Genomic DNA, 19,528 nt, shown 5'->3' with positions numbered 1-19,528 from the left:
CGGCCACGGTGATCGGTTACGCCCCCATCAAACGTAATCCCCTTAAACGAAATTCCCATCAATAAGGTGAAACATGGAACAAAAACCGGGCCACATCACACGCTGCTGTCCGACAAGTGGAGCCAACGATATGATCAGCGAGTTTCTGCCTCAGGATACTAGCGAATGCGCAACTATTCCGCAGCAGTCGCATCAGCGGCTGCATCAGCGGCCCCAGCCGAAGAGCCCGCCGAATCGGTGCCCAACAGCGTCTCAACGTTGCGCCAGATGCGGCGTGTGGTCGCCGGATGGTTCATCGTGTACAGGTGCACGCCGTCCACCCCATGCGCCACCAGATCGGCGATCTGCTCGCACGCGTAGAGGATTCCCGCAGTACGCAGCGACTGAATGTCGTCCTGCCAGCGCTCGAGCAGCACGTTGAGATGTTCGGGGATGCGTGACGCGTTGCGCTCGGCCATACGACGCGTCGACTTCGCGCCGCGGACGGGCATGATTCCCGCTTCGATCGGCACATTGATGCCGGCGGCGCTCGCCTTGTCTCGGAACCGGTAGAAGTCGTCGTTGTCGTAGAACAGCTGGGTGATCAGGTGGGTCGCGCCCGCGTCGATCTTGATCTTGAGATGCTCGATGTCCTCGTCGAGCGAGCCGGCCTGATAGTGGCCTTCCGGATAGCAGGCCGCGAACACCTTGAGATCGGGCCTGCGCGAACGGATGTACGCCACCAGATCGCTCGCATACGTGAATTCGCCGACGGGTGTCTCGCCGTCGAGATAGTCGCCTCGCAGGGCGAGCACCGCGGTGACGCCGGCCTGCTCGAACATGTCGAGCGCCTCGTCGATCTGTTTGCGGCTGGAATACAGTGCGGTCAGGTGGGCGACTGCCGGAATGCCGTACTCGTTGACGATGGTGTTGGCGATGCGCGCGGTCGCCGTGCGGTCGGAATGGGTGCCGTGACCGTAGGTGACCGAGATGAAGTCGGGCCCCAGATCCTCGATGCCGTCAAGCGTGTCGTAGATGGTGCCTACGGGCGCATTGCGTTTGGGAGGGAACACCTCCAGTGAGAACATCGGCGTATGCATAGTAGCCTCCTTACACGCATTATCGTTCCCCTCGGCGAGGGGGAAACGTCACAAGCTGACACAACGAATCAGCAGCCGCAAACTCGCCTGCAAACGGCTCCCTCATCAGCGGGAATCAGAGGGAGCCGCTTGCAGGCAAACCACCTCAGGCGAGCTTGGCGCGCACCGCCTTGGCTGCGGCGACCATGTGCTCGAGGCTCGGCCACGTTTCGGCGTTGCCGCGGGTCTTCAGACCGCAGTCGGGGTTGATCCACACCTTCTCGACATCCATCTTCTTGAGGATTTCGTAGATGCGATCCTCGATCTCCTGCTCGGAGGGGATGCGCGGCGAGTGGATATCGTAGACGCCCGGGCCGGCCTCGGTCTCGAAGTGGGCTTCGTGAATGGCATCGAGCACCACGAGATCGCCGCGGGATGCCTCGAAGGAGATCACGTCGGCGTCCATCGCGTCGATGTCGCGGATGATGTCGTTGAACTCCGAGTAGCACATGTGCGTGTGGATCTGCGTGGTCGGCTTGACGGCGGAGTGCACCAGACGGAACGCGGGCACGGCCCAGTCGAGGTACTTCTTGTGCCAGTCGGAGCGACGCAGCGGCAGCTTCTCGCGCAGTGCTGCCTCGTCGATCTGGATGACCTTGATGCCGGCGGCCTCGAGGTCGAGCACCTCGTCGCGGATGGCGAGGGCCAGCTGCTTGGTCTGCTCCTCATGGGTGATGTCCTCGCGCGGCCAGGACCAGTTGAGGATGGTCACCGGCCCGGTGAGCATGCCTTTCATCACGTGCTCGGTGCGGGACTGTGCGTATGCGGACCATTCGACGGTGATCGGCTTGGCGCGGGAGACGTCACCCCAGACGATCGGAGGCTTGACGCAACGGGTGCCGTAGGACTGCACCCAGGCGTTCTTAGTGAACAGGAAGCCGTTGAGGTTCTGGCCGAAGTATTCGACCATGTCGTTGCGTTCGAATTCGCCGTGGACCAGCACGTCCAGGCCGATCTCCTCCTGATGCTTGATGCAGGCGTCGATCTGGGCCTTGATGAACTCATCGTAGGCTTCCTTGGTGATCTCGCCCTTGCGCAGCTTGGCGCGCTCGGCGCGAACTTCCTTGGTCTGCGGGAAGGAGCCGATGGTGGTGGTGGGCAGCAGCGGCAGGCCGAGTGCCTCACGCTGCAGCTTCTGACGCTCCTCGCGGGCGGGCTGGCGCACGTAATCGTCTGCGGTGAGCCCGGCCACACGCTGGGCGACGGCCGGGTCGGCGGCCACTCGGGTGCCGTCGAACAGCGCCTGATTGGCGGCGAGGGCGGCGGACGCCTTCTTCTCATCCTCGGTGGCGTCGGCGAGGACGGCCACCTCCTTGAGCTCGCCGAGCTTTTCGACGGCGAAGGCGAAGTGCTTCAAGTCGTCGGCGGGGATGCCGGTCTCGCCTTCGGTGCTGAACGGCACGTGCAGCAGGGAGGACGCGGTGGCAACGGCCACGTTCGGCGTGACCTGCCTGATGGCATCCACCAGGCCGAGTGAGGTGGCGTAGTTGTTGCGCCAGATGTTGCGGCCGTTGATCACGCCGGCGAAGATGGTGGTGTTGGAGGCCACGCCGTACTTGGCCACGGCCTCAAGATTCTCCTCGCGGCCTTCGTTGAGGTCGAGGCCGATGCCGTCGAATCCGAGCAGGTTCACGGTCTCGTACACGTCGGCGATGTGGCCGAAGTACGTGTTGAGCAGCACCTTGACACCGGCCTTCGCGGCAAGGATCTTGGTGTAGAGCGTCTTGAACAGCTCCACGTCGCCCGGCTCCTTGTCGAGCACCAGATACGGCTCGTCAAGCTGCAGCCACTGGGCTCCCAGTTCACTGAACCGGGCGAGCACCTCGGCATACACGGCGGCGACCGAGTTGACCAGGCCCTTGTCGTACTCGAGCTTCTGCGCGTTGGCGCCGCGTGTGAGCTTGAGGAAGGTGTACGGGCCGATGAGCACCGGCTTGGTGAGGATGCCGAGCTCCTTGGCTTCGTTGAACTCGTCGAACGGCTTGGTGGAGTTGAGCTTGATCTCCTCGCTCGTCTCCAGTTCCGGCACGATGTAGTGGTAGTTGGTGGTGAACCACTTCTTCATCGGCAGGGCGGTCACGTCGCCCTTGTCGCCCTGATAGCCGCGGGCCATCGAGAAGAGCGTGTCCTCCGGGTTCTCGAAGGCGAGCCGCTCGTAGCGCTTGGGGATCACGTTGAGCAGGATGGCGGTGTCCAGCATCTGATCGAAGTAGCTGAAGTCGTTGCTGGGGATCAGCTCGACGCCGGCCTGCTGCTGAAGGCGCCAGTGCCTGGCTCGCAGTTCCTTGGCCGTGGCCTTGACGGAATCAAGGCCGTTGGCTCCCTTCCAGTATCCTTCGATGGCCTTCTTCAGTTCTCGATTCTGCCCGATGCGGGGAAAACCGGAGACGGAAGTCAGTGTGGACATGAATCCTCCCGATGCTATGACAATCTCAACCACGCCACCTTATCACGCCCTCCCCAATCGCATGGCATCAGACAAACTTGAGTGTCGCTATAAGCGACGTTTATAGGCTCGTCAGTCGCGGGGCCGTCCGCCGAAGCAGTTGCGCTCGATAGCGTTCAGTCGAAGTCCTTCGGGCTGATCACGGCCAGCAGACGACCGCAATGCAGCTGCCATTCGCCGAGCGGCGTATCCGAGCCGAACACGGCGATCGAGGCGGTCGAAAAGCCGAGATTGAGCAGATCGATCAGCGACGGATCCGACTGCGAATCCGCCATCCACTGGCTGGCGATCGACATGACCGGCTCGTGGCCGAGCACCAACGCCGAGCGCGTCTTGGGCTTGATGTGGCCAAGCTCGTCGAGAATCGCCTGCATGCCGCCATCGTACAGGCTTTGCCGATAGTCGACCTTGGGGCCGTCTCCGAACACCTTGAGCATGCGCTCGCAGGTCTCGACCGCGCGCTGCGCGCCCGAGCAGATGATCCGGTCGGGGTTGACGCCCAGATCAAGCAGCCCTTTGGCGACGGTCTTCGCCTGTTTGCGGCCCTTGTCGGTCAGCCCGCGACCTCGGTCGGAGGTCAGGGAGCCGGGTTCGGCCTGCGCGTGGCGCATCATGATGAGAATGTGGTCGTATTCGCCTATCGCCTTGCGGACCTTGCCGAGTTTTACCGCCATGATTCCTCCCGCCTGAGACGCGCACGGCAACGGACGTGAACGTACCATGAACGCATCGTTACATAATCATAATGATGCTCACCATTATGGCCGATGAAAGTGAACTTTCCGCCCGCGTGTTGCCGTATTCGCAATTGCCGACGCGGCGCTGCCAGCAGCGGCGCCGCCGGCGCGTGTCGCGTGGCTACGAAAGCTAGCCGAGACGGGCGGTCTGCGCGTCGAGATCGCGCAGCACCTTGCGCAGCTTGCGATCGGAAATGTCGCGCAGCTCCAGATCCTCCAGCTGCGCCGCGCGCTCCTCGTCGCTCATCGAGTCGATGTCGGTGGTCGTGTCCTTGGTGGCGCGGTCGCGCTTGCGCAGCGCATCGAATCCGGCTGCCATGGCCCTCGACACCACAAGGAATCCGGTATGGCCGATCATCTGATGATCGGGGCGCACGGCCAGTCCCTGCGCCTTCCAGCTGCGCTCCAGCGTCTCGTGGATGTCCGGCTCGGTCCAGTGGCCCGCCTCGCGCAGCGCCTCGACCAAGCGCGACATCTGCGTGGTGGTGGTGATGTAGCAGATCAGCACGCCGCCGGGTGCGATCACCCGCCACGCCTGTTCGAGCCGGTTCCACGGGTCGAGCATGTCGAGCACGATGCGATCGTACGCATGCTCGTCGAGTCCGGCCGCCACGGAGTCGAAGTCGCCGACCTTGAGATCCCACCATGCGGGCCGCTCGCCGTAGTACAGGGTCGCGTTCGCCTCGGCGACGCGCGCGAAGTCGGGCCGCAGCTCGATCGTGGTCAGGTGCCCGCCCTGCCCCACCGCGTCGAGCAGATTGATGCTCATCGCCCCCGATCCGGCACCGGATTCGAGCACATGCAGGCCGGCGCGGATGTCGCCGAGCTGAATCACCTGGGCGATGTCCTTCGGATACATGATCTGTGCGCCGCGCGGCATCGACAGCACATAGTCGGCGAGCCGCGGCCGCATGACAGCGTACTGCCAGCCGCCGATCGCACGCGCCGCCTTCCACGGCTTGCCCGCGTCGCGTTCGGGATGCACCTGGTTGACCTGCGCGTCGCGTTTGGCGGTGACCGTGGTGATGACGACGCCTTCGGTGCGCCCGATCACGTCGTCGTGCACGATCAGCCCATGCTCGGTCTGTGTGCAGCCGCCGGCCACCAGCTGATCGGTGATGCGCTTGCCTCGCCGATCGGTGAACTGCACCTTCTCGCCGGCAGTCAGCGGCCCTCTCCTCGGATTCATCGGGTTCCTCCTCGCATGGTTTCGCGCATGTTCGTCAACGTCACGTCAATGCCACATCAACAACAGACGCCACGTCATATCAGGTCAAACGGTACAAGTGTAATGCATGCGATCCCGTCGCGCTGAATCAGCCGCAGACATCCGCCGCCGACCGAAGTCGACCGCAGGCAACCGCCACTGACCCCAGCCAGCCGCAGCCAGCCAGCCGCAGCCGCCGCCAATGTCGGAAAGTCAGTTGCCGGACCGGTCGCGATGATAGAAGACGGTGAATGCCCTGACCCTGCGCAGCTGCTGCTTGCGTGTCATAGGATTGAGCCATGAGGTGTCATACTGCTGGAAGATATCCAAACCGCGGCCAGGACCCACGATCCATCCCGTGTCAGTCACGATGGACCGGTCGTGAACGGTGTCACTGAACTCGTAGGTGACGATGATGCCCAGTTGCCTAAACGCGTTCTGCACTGAGTTCAAGTCATCGATCTGCTTGTCAATAAATGGCTCGTCCGTGTACTTGGTGACCAGATGAACGTGCACTTCCTCGGTTCGTTCCGTATAGTTGAACACCGTTTCCAGGAATTCAGCAAAATTGCAGATCTGATAGGGCCGCAGGATGTACGGGTCCACGATGGTGATGTTGTGCGCACCGGCAACGTATGCGCCGAAGAGTCTGTCATACGTGATGCCGCGTTGGCCCTCCGCAAACACGCGGTGGGCTTCCTTGGCGGCCGCGGCGGCGCGCTCGATGCGGGTCAGCTTTGGCTGCGGGGCCGGTGCGGCGGCCGGTTGCGATTCCCCGGATTCATGCGATTCGCTGGATTCGCTGGGTTTGCTGGATTCGGCGACTGCGCCGGCTGCTGCTTGGGATTCGATTCCGGCTGCGCTCGACCCGCTCATAGCGCCGGAGTCGGCAACGCCGGCACCCGCAGCGCCGATGCCGGCATCGGCGGAATCGGCGTCGGACCGATCCTCGATCCCGCCTCGCCTATCGCGCCAATACAGCTGCGGGTATTCGATCTCCTCCAGCGTCTGCACGGCGATCGGCTCAGCGGCACCGACGCGCGTGTAGCTGAAATCGACCTCAGCCATGGTGGAGTCGATGCGGCACAGTTGGTCCTTGACCCGCTTGCGGCCCTCGATGGCGCAGCGCAGCAGCGGCTCCATCTCCTCCGCGCTCGCCTCGCCGGCAGGGTAGATGAGCTTCATCAGGCCGGAGAACGTCTTGCGCACGCCGTCCTTGTCGCGTGTGGAGAGCGTGGGCGACAGTGTGAAATACTGCTCGAACGCCGAGCCGTAGTCCACGTCGCGCAGATTGTGCAGGATCTCGGCCAGATAGTCCACCACGAAACCGTAGCCGCCGGTGAACATTTCGGAGCGAATCTGCTCGAACTCCCAGCCGGGCAGGTAGTAGTGGATGCGGTCGAGGAACGCCGGATCGTGGTATTGCGCCGGCAGCTCCTCGAACAGGTCGGAGTTCTTGAGCATGTACGGCACGTTGTGCGCGGTGTTGCCGACGAACACCATGGACGCCTCGGCCTGCATGGTGTTGCGTCCTCGCGAGAACGACTTGTTGGCCATGTAGTTCTTCATGATGTCCACGAGCGCCCGGTCGGCCTTCTTGGTCTTGCCGGCGAACTCGTCGAACGCCACGGTGTCCCAGTAGCCGACCAGGCCGATCTGCCCGCTCGAATTGTTGACGAACAGCTTCGCGGCCGTAACCTCGCCGCCGGAGATGAGCATGCCGTGCGGGGAGAATTCCGAGTAGATGTGCGATTTGCCGGTGCCCTTGGGGCCGAGTTCGATGAGATTGTAGTTGCGCTCTACGAAGGGAATCATGCGCACCAGATGCAGCAGCTTCGCCCGATGACCGAACATGTCGGGGTTGAATCCGACCGACTGCATGAGCAGATCGATCCACTCGCCGGCGGTGAACTTCGCCCGCATGGCAAGGTAGTTCTCCCGGTCGTCGTGCGACATCTGCACGGGCACGAGCCGAAGCAGCCGCCACGGCACCTCCTTCGGGTCGCCGGAGTAGGCGTAGGCGACCGTGCACATGCACCAGATGCCGGTGACCAGCAGCTTGGGATTCTGCTCGATGGTCTGCGAATCGACGACCACATGGCTGATGCCGAGGTTCTCGAATGTCGCCTCGTACTGGTCAAGTTTCTCGTTGAGCGCCACCTGCACTTTGTCGATGACGTTGTACTGACCCTTTTCGCGGATCTTCGACTGGATGAGCTTGGCTTCCTCGCGATGCACGTAGTTGTCCGCGAGAATGGAGCGCACGCGCTCCACGCCGGACTGCACGCTGTTCTCGTCGGTGGTGGTCGCGTACCTGCCAAGCAGGTATTCGAGCACGTACGAGGGCACGAGCGCATTGCCCTTGACCTTGCTGACCAGGTCCTTGCGCACCGTGTACGTGGAGAATTCCGTGGTCACCTTGCGATCCAGATCACTCATCGCCTCAGTGCCGCTCATTACCGGAGTGTCGCTTTCCGCGGTCCGCTCGGACTCGTCTGCCGCCCGGCCCGACGTCTGTTTGTACTCTTCGTCTGCCATGCCTCCACCTTACCCGTATGCCCATCCCTGGGCTTCCACGCTAGAAGTCGAATCCGTCGTCGAACACGAGCCCGCGCTGCAGCCGGTATTCGGCCTTGACATCAAGCCGGCGCATCTGGCTGGAATCGGCGATGCGCTCAAACAGACGCAGTTCGACCACGGTGTTGTTGAACCGGTCCGCCTCGCCGGCGAGCAGGAACGTGGCCGGCACATGCCGGTCGGCCGGCTCCTTCGATTCGGAAGCGAACGCGAGCGGCACTTCGTTGGAGATGAGCGTGGCCTTGCCGTCCGCTTCCACGCCCCACAGGCCGGCGAGCACGGTTCGTGCAAGCACTTTGCCGCCCACGGGCTCGGTCTGCAGAAAGTCGACCGTGATCTGCCCGGTGGTGATGCGGTCGGTGTTCTGCAGAATGCGGAATTCCACCGCGCGCGTATCTCCCGAGGAGGAACGCCCTTTGTTGATGTGCACGACGGGCACCACGATCTCCGCCAGCGCCGCGCCGCCGTGCACGTAGCGCGCGCCGTCGCCCTGCATACGCAGACGATGCATGCCGTTGGGCACCTGGATGGTCACGCCCTCGCCGTTCGGATCGCCAAGAGCGACCTGCGCGGCGCGGAACGTGGTGAACGCGGGCTTGGGTGTGAGATCGGCCCCGATGACGAACCGACGCTTGAGCTGCCATATCGCGTCGCCGGAAGGTCGTTCGCTCAGCCATTCGTCATCAGCCACCTCGTGGTCCTGATAGAGGAATCCGTGGTCGGCGGTGACGATCATGTTGGTCACGTTCGCGCTTGCCAGCCGCTTGACGATGGCGTCAAGCTCGTCGATCGCCCGCGAACAAGCGTCGAACACGCCGGTTTCGCTGGCGGCTTTGTCGCCGACCGCGTCGATGACGTTGTGGTAGACGTAGAGCACGCTGCAGGATTTGACCAGTTCGCGGTATTCGTCGCGCTTCATGGTGAGCAGGGCTTCCGCGTCCACTGCGGTGCCGCCCACCGTGGCGAGGATCGCGGCGCGCGCGGCCAGTCCGGCGGTTGGATTGCCGTCCGCCAGCACACCGTAATGGTCGGTCGGATTCAACGCCAGATTCGTATGCGGCAGCAGCGCGGCCATGCCAAGCTGCGTATACGATGGCAGCACGCCCAACTGCGCGTCGAGCGTGGCGTTCCAACGGCTTTGCCTGACCAGACGCTCACGGAACTCCGCGGCCACCTCGAAGCGCAGCGCATCCGAGATGATGACGGCGATCTTTCTGCCGGCATCGGTGACCTTCTTCACGTTGCGCGCGTAGAAGTCGGTCTGGGCGGCAACGCCGTCGATCGCCCAGTCGTCGAGCCTGCCGACCCGCTTCTGCCAGTTGACGCTCAGATCGTTCTGATAGCTGCCGTACTCCTGTTCGAGTCTGTCCCTGAGGTTGTTGTCGTTGGAGCCGTTGCGGACCTTCCACGCGGCGATGAAGCGACGGTAGCATCCGTCCACCTGGTACAGGTCGCTGACGTAGGCGTGGAATCCGCCTTCCGCGGATGCGATCGATTCCATGATGGGCCGGGTGCGGCGCAGCTCGGCGCGCAGGGCGCTGGCTGCGGCGATGACATCGTAGTCCTTGGCGAATCGTCCATGCCACAGGCTGTAACGGCGTTCGGCGACGATGCGCTGCACGTCGTCGTCGGATATGCCGTCGTTGCCCAACGATGTGTATAGCAGTTGCGTAAGCCGCTCGTCCACTTCGTGGAAGATGCCGCGCGAGGCCAGTTCTTCCAGGCTCATGCCGGCGATTTGCGCGTCCAGCGAAAGGTCGGCGAACGCGTCTTCGGCGAGCGTGCGGATCGTCGGCGCGTAGCGCGGGTCGTTGCGCCACATGTCGAAGTCGCGGCGGATGTTCGCATAGTAGTCCTCGCTGTGGGCGGCATCCGTGAATCCGTTCCATGCGAGGCGGAACAGCCATAGCACGAAGTCCTTGACCGTGGGTTTGGCGATTTCGCGGGCACTGTCGAACCGGTAGATGCCGCGGGTGCCGTTCCAGTGGTAGTCGGCGAGTCCGGCGGCGGCGATGCGTTCGATGCCGCCCGTACTGCCTTGCGCATACTGGGCGAGCAGCGCGCGCCAGATCGCCTGCAGACTGTGCTCCCCCGCCGGCAGACCGAGCAGCACGGCGATCATCTTCGCTTTAAAGTCCCGCTCGTCGTCGCCCGCGCGCAGCCGCCCGGCGAGAGCCTCGACCTGATCGTCGTCATCGAAGAACGGTTTGGTACGTTGCATGATGGCGAGCCACGCATCCCGTGTGGCGGCGGATGCCTCGCGCGGGAACAGTTCGTTGACGATCATCGAGAGTCGGTCGGCGGTGAACATCGGCCCGTATGCCAGTTCGAGGTCGAGCAGCCAATTATCCGCGTCCGCGGGCAGTTTGCCGGTGAGGTACACGAGGAACTTCGTGGTCGGCCGCTCTAGGAGGATGCGGTGTTTGACGGCGAACGGGTTGCGTTCCAGCCGCACGACCTCCACGTCGCGCAATGCCTCGTCGGCGGCCTGCGGCCCTGCGATCTCACCCAGCAGATCGGCGAATTCGCCGTGCTCGTCATGCCAGAACACCACGCGCCCCTCGCCGTACACGGTGCCGTCGTAGCCGGCGAACCGCGCCGCCAGCAACCGTCCGATTTGAGTGCTCGTGCTCATGCGAGGTTCCTTTCGTCTGCGCCGTCGGACAGTAGCCAGTCCGGTATGGCTATGATTCGAATGCCGTCCGAGGTGATGCCGCCGCGTGCATGGTCGTAGGTGAGGATGGTCTTGGGGAACGAGTCGCCAATGGCTCGCAACGGCGCGATCTCTCGTTCGAAGACCAGATCGTCGATCAGGGTCTGCGTGACCTGATAATAGGCGCGGTGCTGATGATGCTCGGCGACGAAGTCGACTTCCGAAGTGCCGAACGATTCCATTGGCACCGCTCCGACCGAAACATGATTGCCTCGGCGTATGAGTTCGTTGGCCACGACGTTCTCCAGTTGGAAGCCAAGGTCCTCGACGGAGAAATTCGTGGTCAGATTGCGCAGGCCGGTGTCCACCGGATAGAACTTGCGCAGCGGATTGAGCAGGCCCTTACCCTTGAGGCCGGTCTGGCGCAATCCGCTGAGGATGTAGGCGCGTTCGAGGGCGTCGATATAGTTTTCGATGGTGTCCTGCGATATCCGGTATCCAGCGCTTCTGAGTGCGCCGGTCACCTTGCGAGTGGAGAACAGGTTTCCGGATGTGGAGAACAGGTAGGCGACGAGGCGTTCGAGCAACGCGAGGTCGCGGATGCCGAGCCGTTTGGCCACGTCGTTGAGGATGACCGTGTCGAACACGGAGGACAGTTCGCGGGCCACGTCATCCTCATCCCGTTGTCTCAGGGAGAACAGTCCTGGCATGCCTCCGTACCGCAGGTATTCGGCGAACGCCGCATCCACGCCTGTCCCTTGATTTCCGGAAGCGCTGAGGAACTCCATGTATTCGCGGAACGAGAGCGGGAACACGTCAATCGGCACATAGCGGCCGGCGAGCAGCGTGGCCAGATCGGATGAAAGGAAATGCGCGTTAGACCCGGTGATGGTCACGTCCACGTTGTCTTTGGTGTGCAGTCCGCGCACAACGTGTTCCCAGCCGGGCACTTCCTGAATCTCATCGAGAAACACATAGAACATGGATTTCGCATCGGAGGCCTCCATGGCTGCCGCAAGCTCTCGTGTGAGATCGTCCGCCGTCTGCATGGAAGGCAGTCCGAAATCGTCGAAGCGCTTGTAGAAGATGTTTTCCGGTTTGACTCCGTCTGCGACGAGACCACGCATGGTCAGGGTGAGGATCGCCGACTTGCCGCACCGGCGCACGCCGCGCAGCACCTTGATGCGGCCGTCGTCCCGGTACCGTTCAAGCAACGTCTGGTACCGCGGACGGGGATACAGCGTTCTGACCATGCCGACATCACTACTTCCATACTCGATACATTCCGGTATTTACCCGATAAATGTCGAGTATAGTCGATACTTATGGAGATTTCCTTCCTGAGTGTCGAGTACGTTCGACACTCTCATCAGGACGGCCACGCACCCTGATTCCACGTGGAATCGTCGGCAAGGACATATTGAGTTAAGCGATTGCGCACCTAGGTTACCATTATGGGCATTTATGGTATATGATTGATACCACTTATGGCAATGATTGGAGGCTGATTATGGGTAAACTGGTTGCTGTCGTCGATGACGATGTGAAAGCTCAAGCCGCCGAACTGTACGAGTCGATGGGCATGAGCCTGAGTACGGCCGTGAACATGTTTCTGCGTCAATCGCTGGCGGACAATGGCATACCGTTCAGACCCCGCCGCTATGAAGGCATGCGGCTGACTCCGACGGAGAAGACGCGTCGTGCAATGGTGGAGGCTGAAGCTAAGGAGATGGGCATCATTGCGGACGATTCCGTCTCATGTGATACGAAAGGTTCGGCACGCGAGCACCTACGCCAGCTGAGGGAGGGGGCTCGTTGACGTATCGAATCGTATTCGAACCGCAGTTCAATGCGGACTACACGAAGTTGAGCCGCAAGCACCCCGAATTGATGGACGATTTGGATGATGCAATCGACTATCTGCAGGAATACGGGGAACTGCCCGAAGGCTATACGCCTCATGTGCTGGACAATTCCGGCGGCAACTACAATGGCCATTGGGAGTTCCACCTTGCGGGAAACATCGACGTGCTCGTGTTGTTTTGGAAACGGGTCGACCGCACCGTGATTCGAATGGTACGCATCGGCTCCCATTCGGAATTGTTCCAAGGCGAACTCATCTGACCGAACCATCGATACAATCGGCCTTCGGCTTCACTTCGGGAGCGCATCACACCGAGTGGGTGGCACAGCAGTCCCGGAAATCCACATACTGCTTTTATTCCGCGTCCTCTTCACGAATAATGTACCGAGTCGAACGGGCCGCACCGACACGGCGCAATAGGCCACGCCGCGTTAATTCCACCTGAATTATCTGCGCTCGACGTTCCTGAACATGCAAAAGGCTCTCTACTTCGACAGTAGTGATACCGCCCTTTTCTTGCACATAATGAAGTACCTCTCTCTGCCCATCGGTCAGGGAACCAGTATCCCGCACTCCAGACGGAGTATCCCGCACTCTTTGGGCAGTATCCCGCACTTTTGCAGCAGTATCGCGAACTAATCGCGAACTGATCGCGAACTAATCCGGCAGTATCGCGCACTCCGGATTCGGTATCCGGCAATTTCCGGCAGTATCCGGCATTTCAGACATAGTATCCGGCACCTTTGCAGCAGTATCCGGCACCCCCTTCAGAGTATCGCGCACTTTCTTGACAGTATCCCGCACTCCCAATGAAGTATCCGGCACTTTCCCGTCATCAATCTGCGTGTTCCGCGGGGCCGGAACTTGAGCTACAAACACGCTCAGGCTGAGCCCCACACCGCTTGAATTCCACCGATGCATCCTCACCCTGCACCAATACGGCTTTAAGTTCCTGTGGAATCATGTCATTCCTTTCCCAACGGGTTGGTGGGCCAGGTCCAGGATTGGACGGTGGGGCGCTTCTTTTCGAAGGATGCGATCTTGCGGACGGCAGCACCCATACGCAGGTAGTTGACCAGCACGCCGTCATCGAGGTCGATGGGGAGATTGGCGGTGGCGAGCGGGTAGAGGATGTCGCGCTCGTAGTCGGCGCATTCCTTGACGGCGGTGCGCAGCTTTTCGCCTTTGCGGACTTCGGCCGGCTTGCCGGAGGCGAGCAGGGTTTCGGACTGGGCGTTGAGCTTGCCAGTGAATTCACGCAGGTATTTGAGCACGGTGTTCGTGGTGGCGGGCGTGTACCGGTGCAGGTAGACGAGCGCCTTGAACGTGCCCTTGTTGTCGGTGCGACTGGAGTACATCCAGTAGATCGGCCGGTTCTTGTACATCTTGACGTGATCGTCGTAGAAGTCCGTAGCGAAATACTTGCGCAGCGGCTTGCCGAGCACCTGTTCGATATACGCGATGTTCTCGTTCACATGCTGCTCGCCGAGCGCGACGGCAAGGAACGTGCGGAAGCGGGCGGCGAGATCGTCCTCGAACCATTCGTCGTCGGTGACGGGAATGACGTTGTCCGCATCCGACTCGAACGTGGGGTTCGGTATCTCACGCAGATAATCGTCGATGGTTTCGCCTTGGGATGCGAGAATCAGACCCGGCTTGTCGAGCGAGTAGCGGCCGAACATGCAGCCGACCGCGTAGGAGATGATCTCCTTGACGACATCCTCGGCCATCTTCGCATCACGCTCGGCGGGCGTGTCCTTCGAATAGGTGAACGCCGGATTACGCTTCAGCGAGACGCGCTCAATCGGCACATCGCACGGCACCTCATCGCGCACGCCGTACGCATCCGCCACCAGCTCGTTGTTCTTGATCTCGCGCTGACGCTGCTCTTCAGCAATCTGCTTGCAGTGGGCGATATAGGCGGGAATCGCCTCAGCCAGCACAACATCTCGGCTCCCTCTGACGAGGGAGCTGTCAGCCGCAGGCTGACTGAGGGAGAGACCATTCAGCACTTCCAAGTCCTTGAAATCCCACGAGGTTTCGTAGGAATCCCAGTCGGAACGGGATGCAGCAATTAGACTTGAGACAGCTTCGCTCTGAGACTTTGAAATATCCACGGGCAAAGGAACCCTTAACACATCACCAGTCTGATAGTTTAGTGTTGGATTTAAGCTCTGGAGCAAGTACGGTGCAGTTGATGAGGTCATCAAACCCAAGACCGAATACAAATCATGATTAGGCAAGCTTGATTTCAAAAATAGACTCGGCCCGCCAGTTTCCGCAATATCACCATTACGAAAAAGTCTAAAGGTACCTCCTTTAGAACTGATTTTCGTCCATGTAATACCCTCTCTATTCCAGAGATACTCAGGAGAAAGTCTAGCTACATGATCATTCCGGTAATGATGCCGAGTCTCTGGCTTCCAATCAATGACATAATCCAAATTCCCATAATAGCTTCTATTATCTCCTCCTTTTGCACAGAATCTATAGATGTTCTTATCGGCAATCTCTCGCTGAGAAAGCTCCCACCAAAGTCGAAGATAATGTAAGTTATCACCAGTCTTTGTTAAACCATCACTAAAAAGCAATGCATCAATCTTCTGCCCATTGAAAATAGCTTTTAAGGACGCAGGAATCCAATAGGCGATCGGCGAGCCGGGAATCTGGGCGAAATCATGCTGGTTGACGGTGACGAGTATCGAGGATTTGCTCCCCTCAGTCGGCTTTGCCGACAGCTCCCCTCGAAGAGGGGAGTCAACTGCTTCCGCGCATGCCGCCGCCTGATTGTCATCGCCTTGCACCTCAACCAATCGCAGATACGTGCCCTTGCCACCGGAAGCACCGTTACGAATGGTGAACGCTGTGGTGGAGACGACTTCGCCGCCGATGCTGTCGAATGCGCCGGCTCCGAGATGCGCCATCGTTTCGATGGAGTGCTTCGCAAGCAATCCCTTGCGTAGTTCCTCGAACGAGGAGAGGAACATCCAGCTTTGCATCGTGATCATGCCGAGCAGCGCGTTCGGCTTGATGAGCTGCAGGTTGCGCAGGATGAACGCGGCGAACAAATCTTTGTTGCCGTCTGGGTAACGCTCGTTCACATACTCCTTGAGCTCACTGCCCATGTTGCCTGAGCCCATATACGGCGGGTTGGCGACGACTGCCGCATACTTGCGGGCGAGGTAGGCGGTCTGGGTGAGGACGGTGTGGGCGCGGTCGGCGAGGGGGTCGGAGAAGAGGGAGGTCTCTCCCCCAGTCAGCTCCGCTGACAGCCCCCTCATCAGAGGGGGCCAAGAAGACGAATCTTCGTCTGCTTCATCAGAGGGGGCCGAGAACGCAGCAGCCAAATCGGTCAAATCAGTTGAGGGCTGGATGAGAGAGCCGTAGACGTCGGCGTTCTGGTAGGTGTTCCATGTGTCGGCATCGAGGGTCACGTCGTACAGGTCGTTGAGCTCCTGCACTTCCATGTCGGTGAAGTATTCGGGCGTGATGCGCTGGATGTTCGGCTGCACCTGCTTGCGGAAGAAGCGACGGTAGCGGCCGCGGGCCTTCATGGTCAGCGCGAAGGCGGCGAGGTTGGCGGCGCGTTCGTCGATCTCCATGCCGAACAGGTTGTGCTGCAATATGAGCCCGGGAATCTCGTTGGCGGAGTAGCCGGCCTCGTCATAGATGTCGTAGAGCAGGTCGAACGCGTAGGTGAGCATGTGACCGGAACCGCATGCGGGATCGCAGACGGTGAGGTCTTCGGGCGAATCGATCCTGAGCACGCTCCCCTGCTCGCTCGCAGTCGAGCCGCTTTTGGCCGGCTCGATGTAGTATTCCCACGATTCATGCAACCTGGATTCGGGATGGTTCTGCGTCCACAGACGGCCGACCGTGTTCTGCACGAGGTATTGCACGATCCAGTCGGGCGTGAACAGCTGGGTGGCGGCGGGGATTTCGGCGGCACCAGCCTTCTTCGACTTCTTGAAGCCGGCCATCACTTGCGTCTTGCGCTCGGCGATGTAGAACTGGTAGAGCCAGCCGATGATCTCCACAGTGCCCTCGCCATCGTCACCGATGCAGTCGGCGACGGGCATCGCCTCCACGGCGCGGCGCAGCACGGAATCGGAGGCGAGCAGATCGGCGGGCAGCAGCAGTTCGTCGGCGGCACCGGATTCGTCGAACATGAACGGCATGAACCGGTGCCAGTAGTCGCAGTAGGCGCGCAGCAGCAGGCCGTAGGCGTCGCCCTGCGGGTCGTTGCTCGTCTTGGTGCCGTCCAGCAGCGCCTGGATGGTCGGCATCACCTTGGCTTTCGCGCCGACATTGCCGAACACGCTCTCGTCGAACTCCCCGCGCTTGGCGGCCGACAGCACACCCGGCAGCGCATTCGGATTGTCCGCGTCATCGCCGGACACCACATGCGGCATGGTGAACTCGTTCGCATCCATGTACCGCAGGGCGATGATCCGGTTAAACCAGCGGTAGGCATGCCGCTCGGCGGTTTTCGCACGACCTTCCTCGCCGCCGCCGTTGGCACGGATCTCCTCCTCCAGTTTGGCGAATGCGCGAGGATTGTCCACGCGCGCCGCCGAATCCGGCTCCATCGCCGCATCCAATTTCGCGCGCACCGCTTTTATCAACTCCACGCGCGCCCCAGCCGCAAACGCCTGCAACTTACTTGTGTTCATCCGCTCTGCTCCCCTCGTCAAGCCCTCATCATCGCGAACCGATGCACGGCCCTACAGACTCCACATACAAAGCACCATCATAGCGGCGGCCACGCTCAATCTGCCGGAGGAAAAAAGAACCCCCAGTGCATCACGGTTCGGTCAGCGACCGCCCGGAGAGGCCCTTTGGGGGAATTCATCAGTTATTGTAGTGATTCATGAGCCGACAGTCAAACCTCACCGCCAATTTCCTCTCGCAGCCCCTCCCGACTGTCAACAGCAAGATGCTGCTTGTGCTTGAACATGAACCAAAGGCAGACGATGAATAATGTGGGGGTTCTTTTGAGCCCCACATCAATCAATCAATCAATCAATCAATCATTCGTACGTGCGTATCCGGCCCGGGCACTTTCCAGCGCCTTGCCATACCAATTAAGCCCGCCCGACAGCGCGACTTCGAAATGGTCGACCGCATGACGGTAATACTCGTGGGCGAGTTCCCTGTTCTCGTGCTCGCCTTCGCCCCGCTCGCAGCATTCGGCAAGACGCAGCTCAATGCTGGCCAGCACGGCGGCGTCCTGCGGAATGTCGGGATCACATTCGTTGCCCGCGAAATACCCCGCCCTGCAATACAGCTCGACGGCCTTTTTGAGGTCGCGTGCGCATCCTCGTCCGGACCGATACAGATCGCCGAGCTTGTAGCAGCTTTCCGGATTATCCATCTCAGCACCGAGAGTAAACCAATGGAAAGCCTGCGCGTCATCCACTGAGCCGATGCGACCATACAAATACACGTAACCAAGGTTCGTGGCCGCCTGCGCATTGCCTATGTTCGCGCTGCGTTCATACCATCGTGCCGCCTGTTGGAACAAACGCGCCCGTTCTCCGGGATCGTTCTCTCGCATGGCGGCGTCATAGTTCGCCGCGCCGATGTCTAGCGAAATGTCACCGCCGAATACAGTATCTGCGGTCTCGTCGTAGTCATCGCTCATTATTGTATCGGTCATGTGTTCTCTTCGTTGAGCAGCCAATCCAATGCATACACTTGTTCGATGCCCTCGTGCGAGGTCGGGCGTTCGTCGTCAAGCGTAATCAACGTCTTCGGGTAATTGTCCCTGACTGCGCGCAATGATGACAATTCACGTTCCAACGTGTTCGGATCGCGAACAGATTCACTCACTTGGTAGTATCGGCGTCCGCTGGCACCATTGGTGATGAAGTCGATCTCACCGCCCGAGCCTTGGCCGACGTATACGTCACCTTCTCGCCGCATAAGCTCCAAAAACACCACGTTCTCCAGAAGACGCCCCGTGTCGCGTACGTTGTTGGAGCATAGGATGCGGCGGATGCCGAGGTCCACGGCGTAATACTTGCGTTCCTGACGTAGCGCACGCTTGCCTTTGATGTCGAATCGCTGCACCGGGTAGAAGATGAACGCAGCCGCAAGGCCTTCCACATAATTGGATACTGTGGGCGGCGATATCTTCGTACCCATTGAGGTCATGGCATCCGCGATGGACTTGGGGTTGACGAGGTTGCCGATGTTGTCGAACAGGTATCGGGTCACCGTCTCCAGCGCGGCGATGTTGGATACGCCAAGACGCGCCGCCACGTCCTTGAAGAGCACCGTGCTGAGAATGCCGTCAAGGTAATCGTGCAACATGGTCTCATCGCCGGGGAATCCCACCGTTGCAGGAAGCGCGCCGTCGTGCAGATACTCCGACCATGCGCGCTGCAAGGTCAATCCCTCATTGGAACGAGCGCTCCAATACTCCGCGAAGGAGAGCGGCGTCATGGAGATCTCCACATACCGACCGGATATCAGGGTCGCCAGCGTGCCGGAAAGCAACATGGCATTCGAGCCGGTGATATACAGGTCAAGATCGCCCCTGGCCTGCAAACTGTCAAGAGCCTTCTGAAAGTCTGGCACGTTCTGAATCTCATCGATCAGCACATAGCGGCGACCATCCGTTGCCGTGTCCGCGAGCGCGCATCGGCGAAGAATTTCCTCGTGAAGCTTGTGATATTCGAGGAATTGCTCGTTCTCCAGTAGCTCAAGGTTGATGTGGATGACGGCTTCGGGTGCAATGCCATACCGTTCGATCAACCGCTGCTTCCAGAGCGTCATCAGCGTGGATTTGCCACATCGGCGTACGCCGGTGATCACCTTGACCACGTCACGGTCTTTCCACGCGTCAAGTTTGCGCAGATACTGCGGCCTGTCGATCATCGGCGCACCCTTTCAGAAGAATAAAAACGTGTTTCAATATCGCC

General features: G+C 60.5%; 12 protein-coding genes. 2 read left to right on the top strand and 10 right to left on the bottom strand.

The features are described 5' to 3' along the window. Window positions 1–173: 173 nt before the first annotated feature. The 7 genes from metF to EHS19_RS04640 all read right to left on the bottom strand — a co-directional run bounded on the left by metF (window position 174) and on the right by EHS19_RS04640 (window position 11,991). On the bottom strand, window positions 174–1,079 hold the full coding sequence (metF, locus tag EHS19_RS04670) for a methylenetetrahydrofolate reductase [NAD(P)H] (RefSeq protein ID WP_151916625.1): 906 nt from the start codon (window positions 1,077–1,079) through the stop codon (window positions 174–176). A 145-nt stretch (window positions 1,080–1,224) separates the two neighbouring features. Further along, window positions 1,225–3,525, bottom strand: a complete 2,301-nt coding sequence (gene metE, locus EHS19_RS04665; protein ID WP_151916624.1) for a 5-methyltetrahydropteroyltriglutamate--homocysteine S-methyltransferase — start codon at window positions 3,523–3,525, stop codon at window positions 1,225–1,227. A gap of 155 nt (window positions 3,526–3,680) precedes the next feature. Beyond that, window positions 3,681–4,238: a SixA phosphatase family protein gene (locus EHS19_RS04660; protein WP_151916623.1), complete on the bottom strand. Its 558-nt coding sequence runs from the start codon at window positions 4,236–4,238 to the stop codon at window positions 3,681–3,683. 193 nt (window positions 4,239–4,431) lie between these two features. Further along, window positions 4,432–5,490, bottom strand: coding sequence for a tRNA (adenine-N1)-methyltransferase (locus EHS19_RS04655; RefSeq protein WP_151916622.1), 1,059 nt, complete (start codon window positions 5,488–5,490; stop codon window positions 4,432–4,434). Window positions 5,491–5,721: 231 nt separating this feature from the next. After that, entirely contained in the window at window positions 5,722–8,046 is a 2,325-nt protein-coding gene (brxL, locus tag EHS19_RS04650) for a BREX system Lon protease-like protein BrxL (RefSeq protein ID WP_241677080.1), read from the bottom strand. Window positions 8,047–8,086: 40 nt separating this feature from the next. Continuing rightward, window positions 8,087–10,720 (bottom strand): BREX-1 system phosphatase PglZ type A, encoded by a 2,634-nt coding sequence (gene pglZ, locus EHS19_RS04645; RefSeq protein WP_151916621.1) that lies wholly within the window; start codon window positions 10,718–10,720, stop codon window positions 8,087–8,089. Beyond that, window positions 10,717–11,991 (bottom strand): ATP-binding protein, encoded by a 1,275-nt coding sequence (locus tag EHS19_RS04640; protein WP_151916620.1) that lies wholly within the window; start codon window positions 11,989–11,991, stop codon window positions 10,717–10,719. Before EHS19_RS04640 ends, pglZ begins: the two co-directional genes overlap by 4 nt. A 218-nt stretch (window positions 11,992–12,209) precedes the next feature. On the opposite strand from EHS19_RS04640, the gene EHS19_RS04635 reads away from it, so the two are divergent. After that, on the top strand, window positions 12,210–12,557 hold the full coding sequence (locus EHS19_RS04635) for a type II toxin-antitoxin system RelB/DinJ family antitoxin (RefSeq protein WP_421745248.1): 348 nt from the start codon (window positions 12,210–12,212) through the stop codon (window positions 12,555–12,557). Continuing rightward, on the top strand, window positions 12,554–12,862 hold the full coding sequence (locus EHS19_RS04630) for a type II toxin-antitoxin system RelE/ParE family toxin (RefSeq protein WP_151916619.1): 309 nt from the start codon (window positions 12,554–12,556) through the stop codon (window positions 12,860–12,862). The genes EHS19_RS04635 and EHS19_RS04630 overlap by 4 nt, the downstream gene beginning before the upstream one ends. A gap of 705 nt (window positions 12,863–13,567) precedes the next feature. Here the strand turns inward: EHS19_RS04630 and pglX are convergent. The 3 genes from pglX to EHS19_RS04615 form a co-directional block, all read right to left on the bottom strand. After that, a complete protein-coding gene (gene pglX, locus EHS19_RS04625; protein WP_151916618.1) occupies window positions 13,568–17,275 on the bottom strand; it encodes a BREX-1 system adenine-specific DNA-methyltransferase PglX in 3,708 nt (1,235 codons plus the stop codon). Between the two features lie 353 nt (window positions 17,276–17,628). After that, entirely contained in the window at window positions 17,629–18,261 is a 633-nt protein-coding gene (locus EHS19_RS04620) for a tetratricopeptide repeat protein (protein ID WP_151916617.1), read from the bottom strand. Then, window positions 18,258–19,484 carry an ATP-binding protein gene (locus EHS19_RS04615; protein WP_151916616.1) on the bottom strand — a complete coding sequence of 409 codons (1,227 nt, stop codon included), beginning with the start codon at window positions 19,482–19,484 and terminating at the stop codon, window positions 18,258–18,260. The genes EHS19_RS04620 and EHS19_RS04615 overlap by 4 nt, the downstream gene beginning before the upstream one ends. Window positions 19,485–19,528: the final 44 nt, after the last annotated feature.

It is taken from the genome of Bifidobacterium jacchi (genome assembly GCF_009078285.1).
Classification (GTDB): Bacteria; Actinomycetota; Actinomycetes; order Actinomycetales; family Bifidobacteriaceae; genus Bifidobacterium; species Bifidobacterium jacchi.
The sequence above is the reverse complement of the archived record's forward strand: the minus strand, read 5'-3'. Positions and strand labels throughout refer to the sequence as shown.

Excerpts from the sequence above, each read along its gene's own strand:
- metF (WP_151916625.1), bottom strand. The coding sequence starts at position 1,079 with ATGCATACGCCGATGTTCTCACTGGAGGTGTTCCCTCCCAAACGCAAT.
- metE (WP_151916624.1), bottom strand. The coding sequence starts at position 3,525 with ATGTCCACACTGACTTCCGTCTCCGGTTTTCCCCGCATCGGGCAGAAT.
- EHS19_RS04660 (WP_151916623.1), bottom strand. The coding sequence starts at position 4,238 with ATGGCGGTAAAACTCGGCAAGGTCCGCAAGGCGATAGGCGAATACGAC.
- EHS19_RS04655 (WP_151916622.1), bottom strand. The coding sequence starts at position 5,490 with ATGAATCCGAGGAGAGGGCCGCTGACTGCCGGCGAGAAGGTGCAGTTC.
- brxL (WP_241677080.1), bottom strand. The coding sequence starts at position 8,046 with ATGGCAGACGAAGAGTACAAACAGACGTCGGGCCGGGCGGCAGACGAG.
- pglZ (WP_151916621.1), bottom strand. The coding sequence starts at position 10,720 with ATGAGCACGAGCACTCAAATCGGACGGTTGCTGGCGGCGCGGTTCGCC.
- EHS19_RS04640 (WP_151916620.1), bottom strand. The coding sequence starts at position 11,991 with ATGGTCAGAACGCTGTATCCCCGTCCGCGGTACCAGACGTTGCTTGAA.
- EHS19_RS04635 (WP_421745248.1), top strand. The coding sequence starts at position 12,210 with ATGATTGATACCACTTATGGCAATGATTGGAGGCTGATTATGGGTAAA.
- pglX (WP_151916618.1), bottom strand. The coding sequence starts at position 17,275 with ATGAACACAAGTAAGTTGCAGGCGTTTGCGGCTGGGGCGCGCGTGGAG.
- EHS19_RS04620 (WP_151916617.1), bottom strand. The coding sequence starts at position 18,261 with ATGACCGATACAATAATGAGCGATGACTACGACGAGACCGCAGATACT.
- EHS19_RS04615 (WP_151916616.1), bottom strand. The coding sequence starts at position 19,484 with ATGATCGACAGGCCGCAGTATCTGCGCAAACTTGACGCGTGGAAAGAC.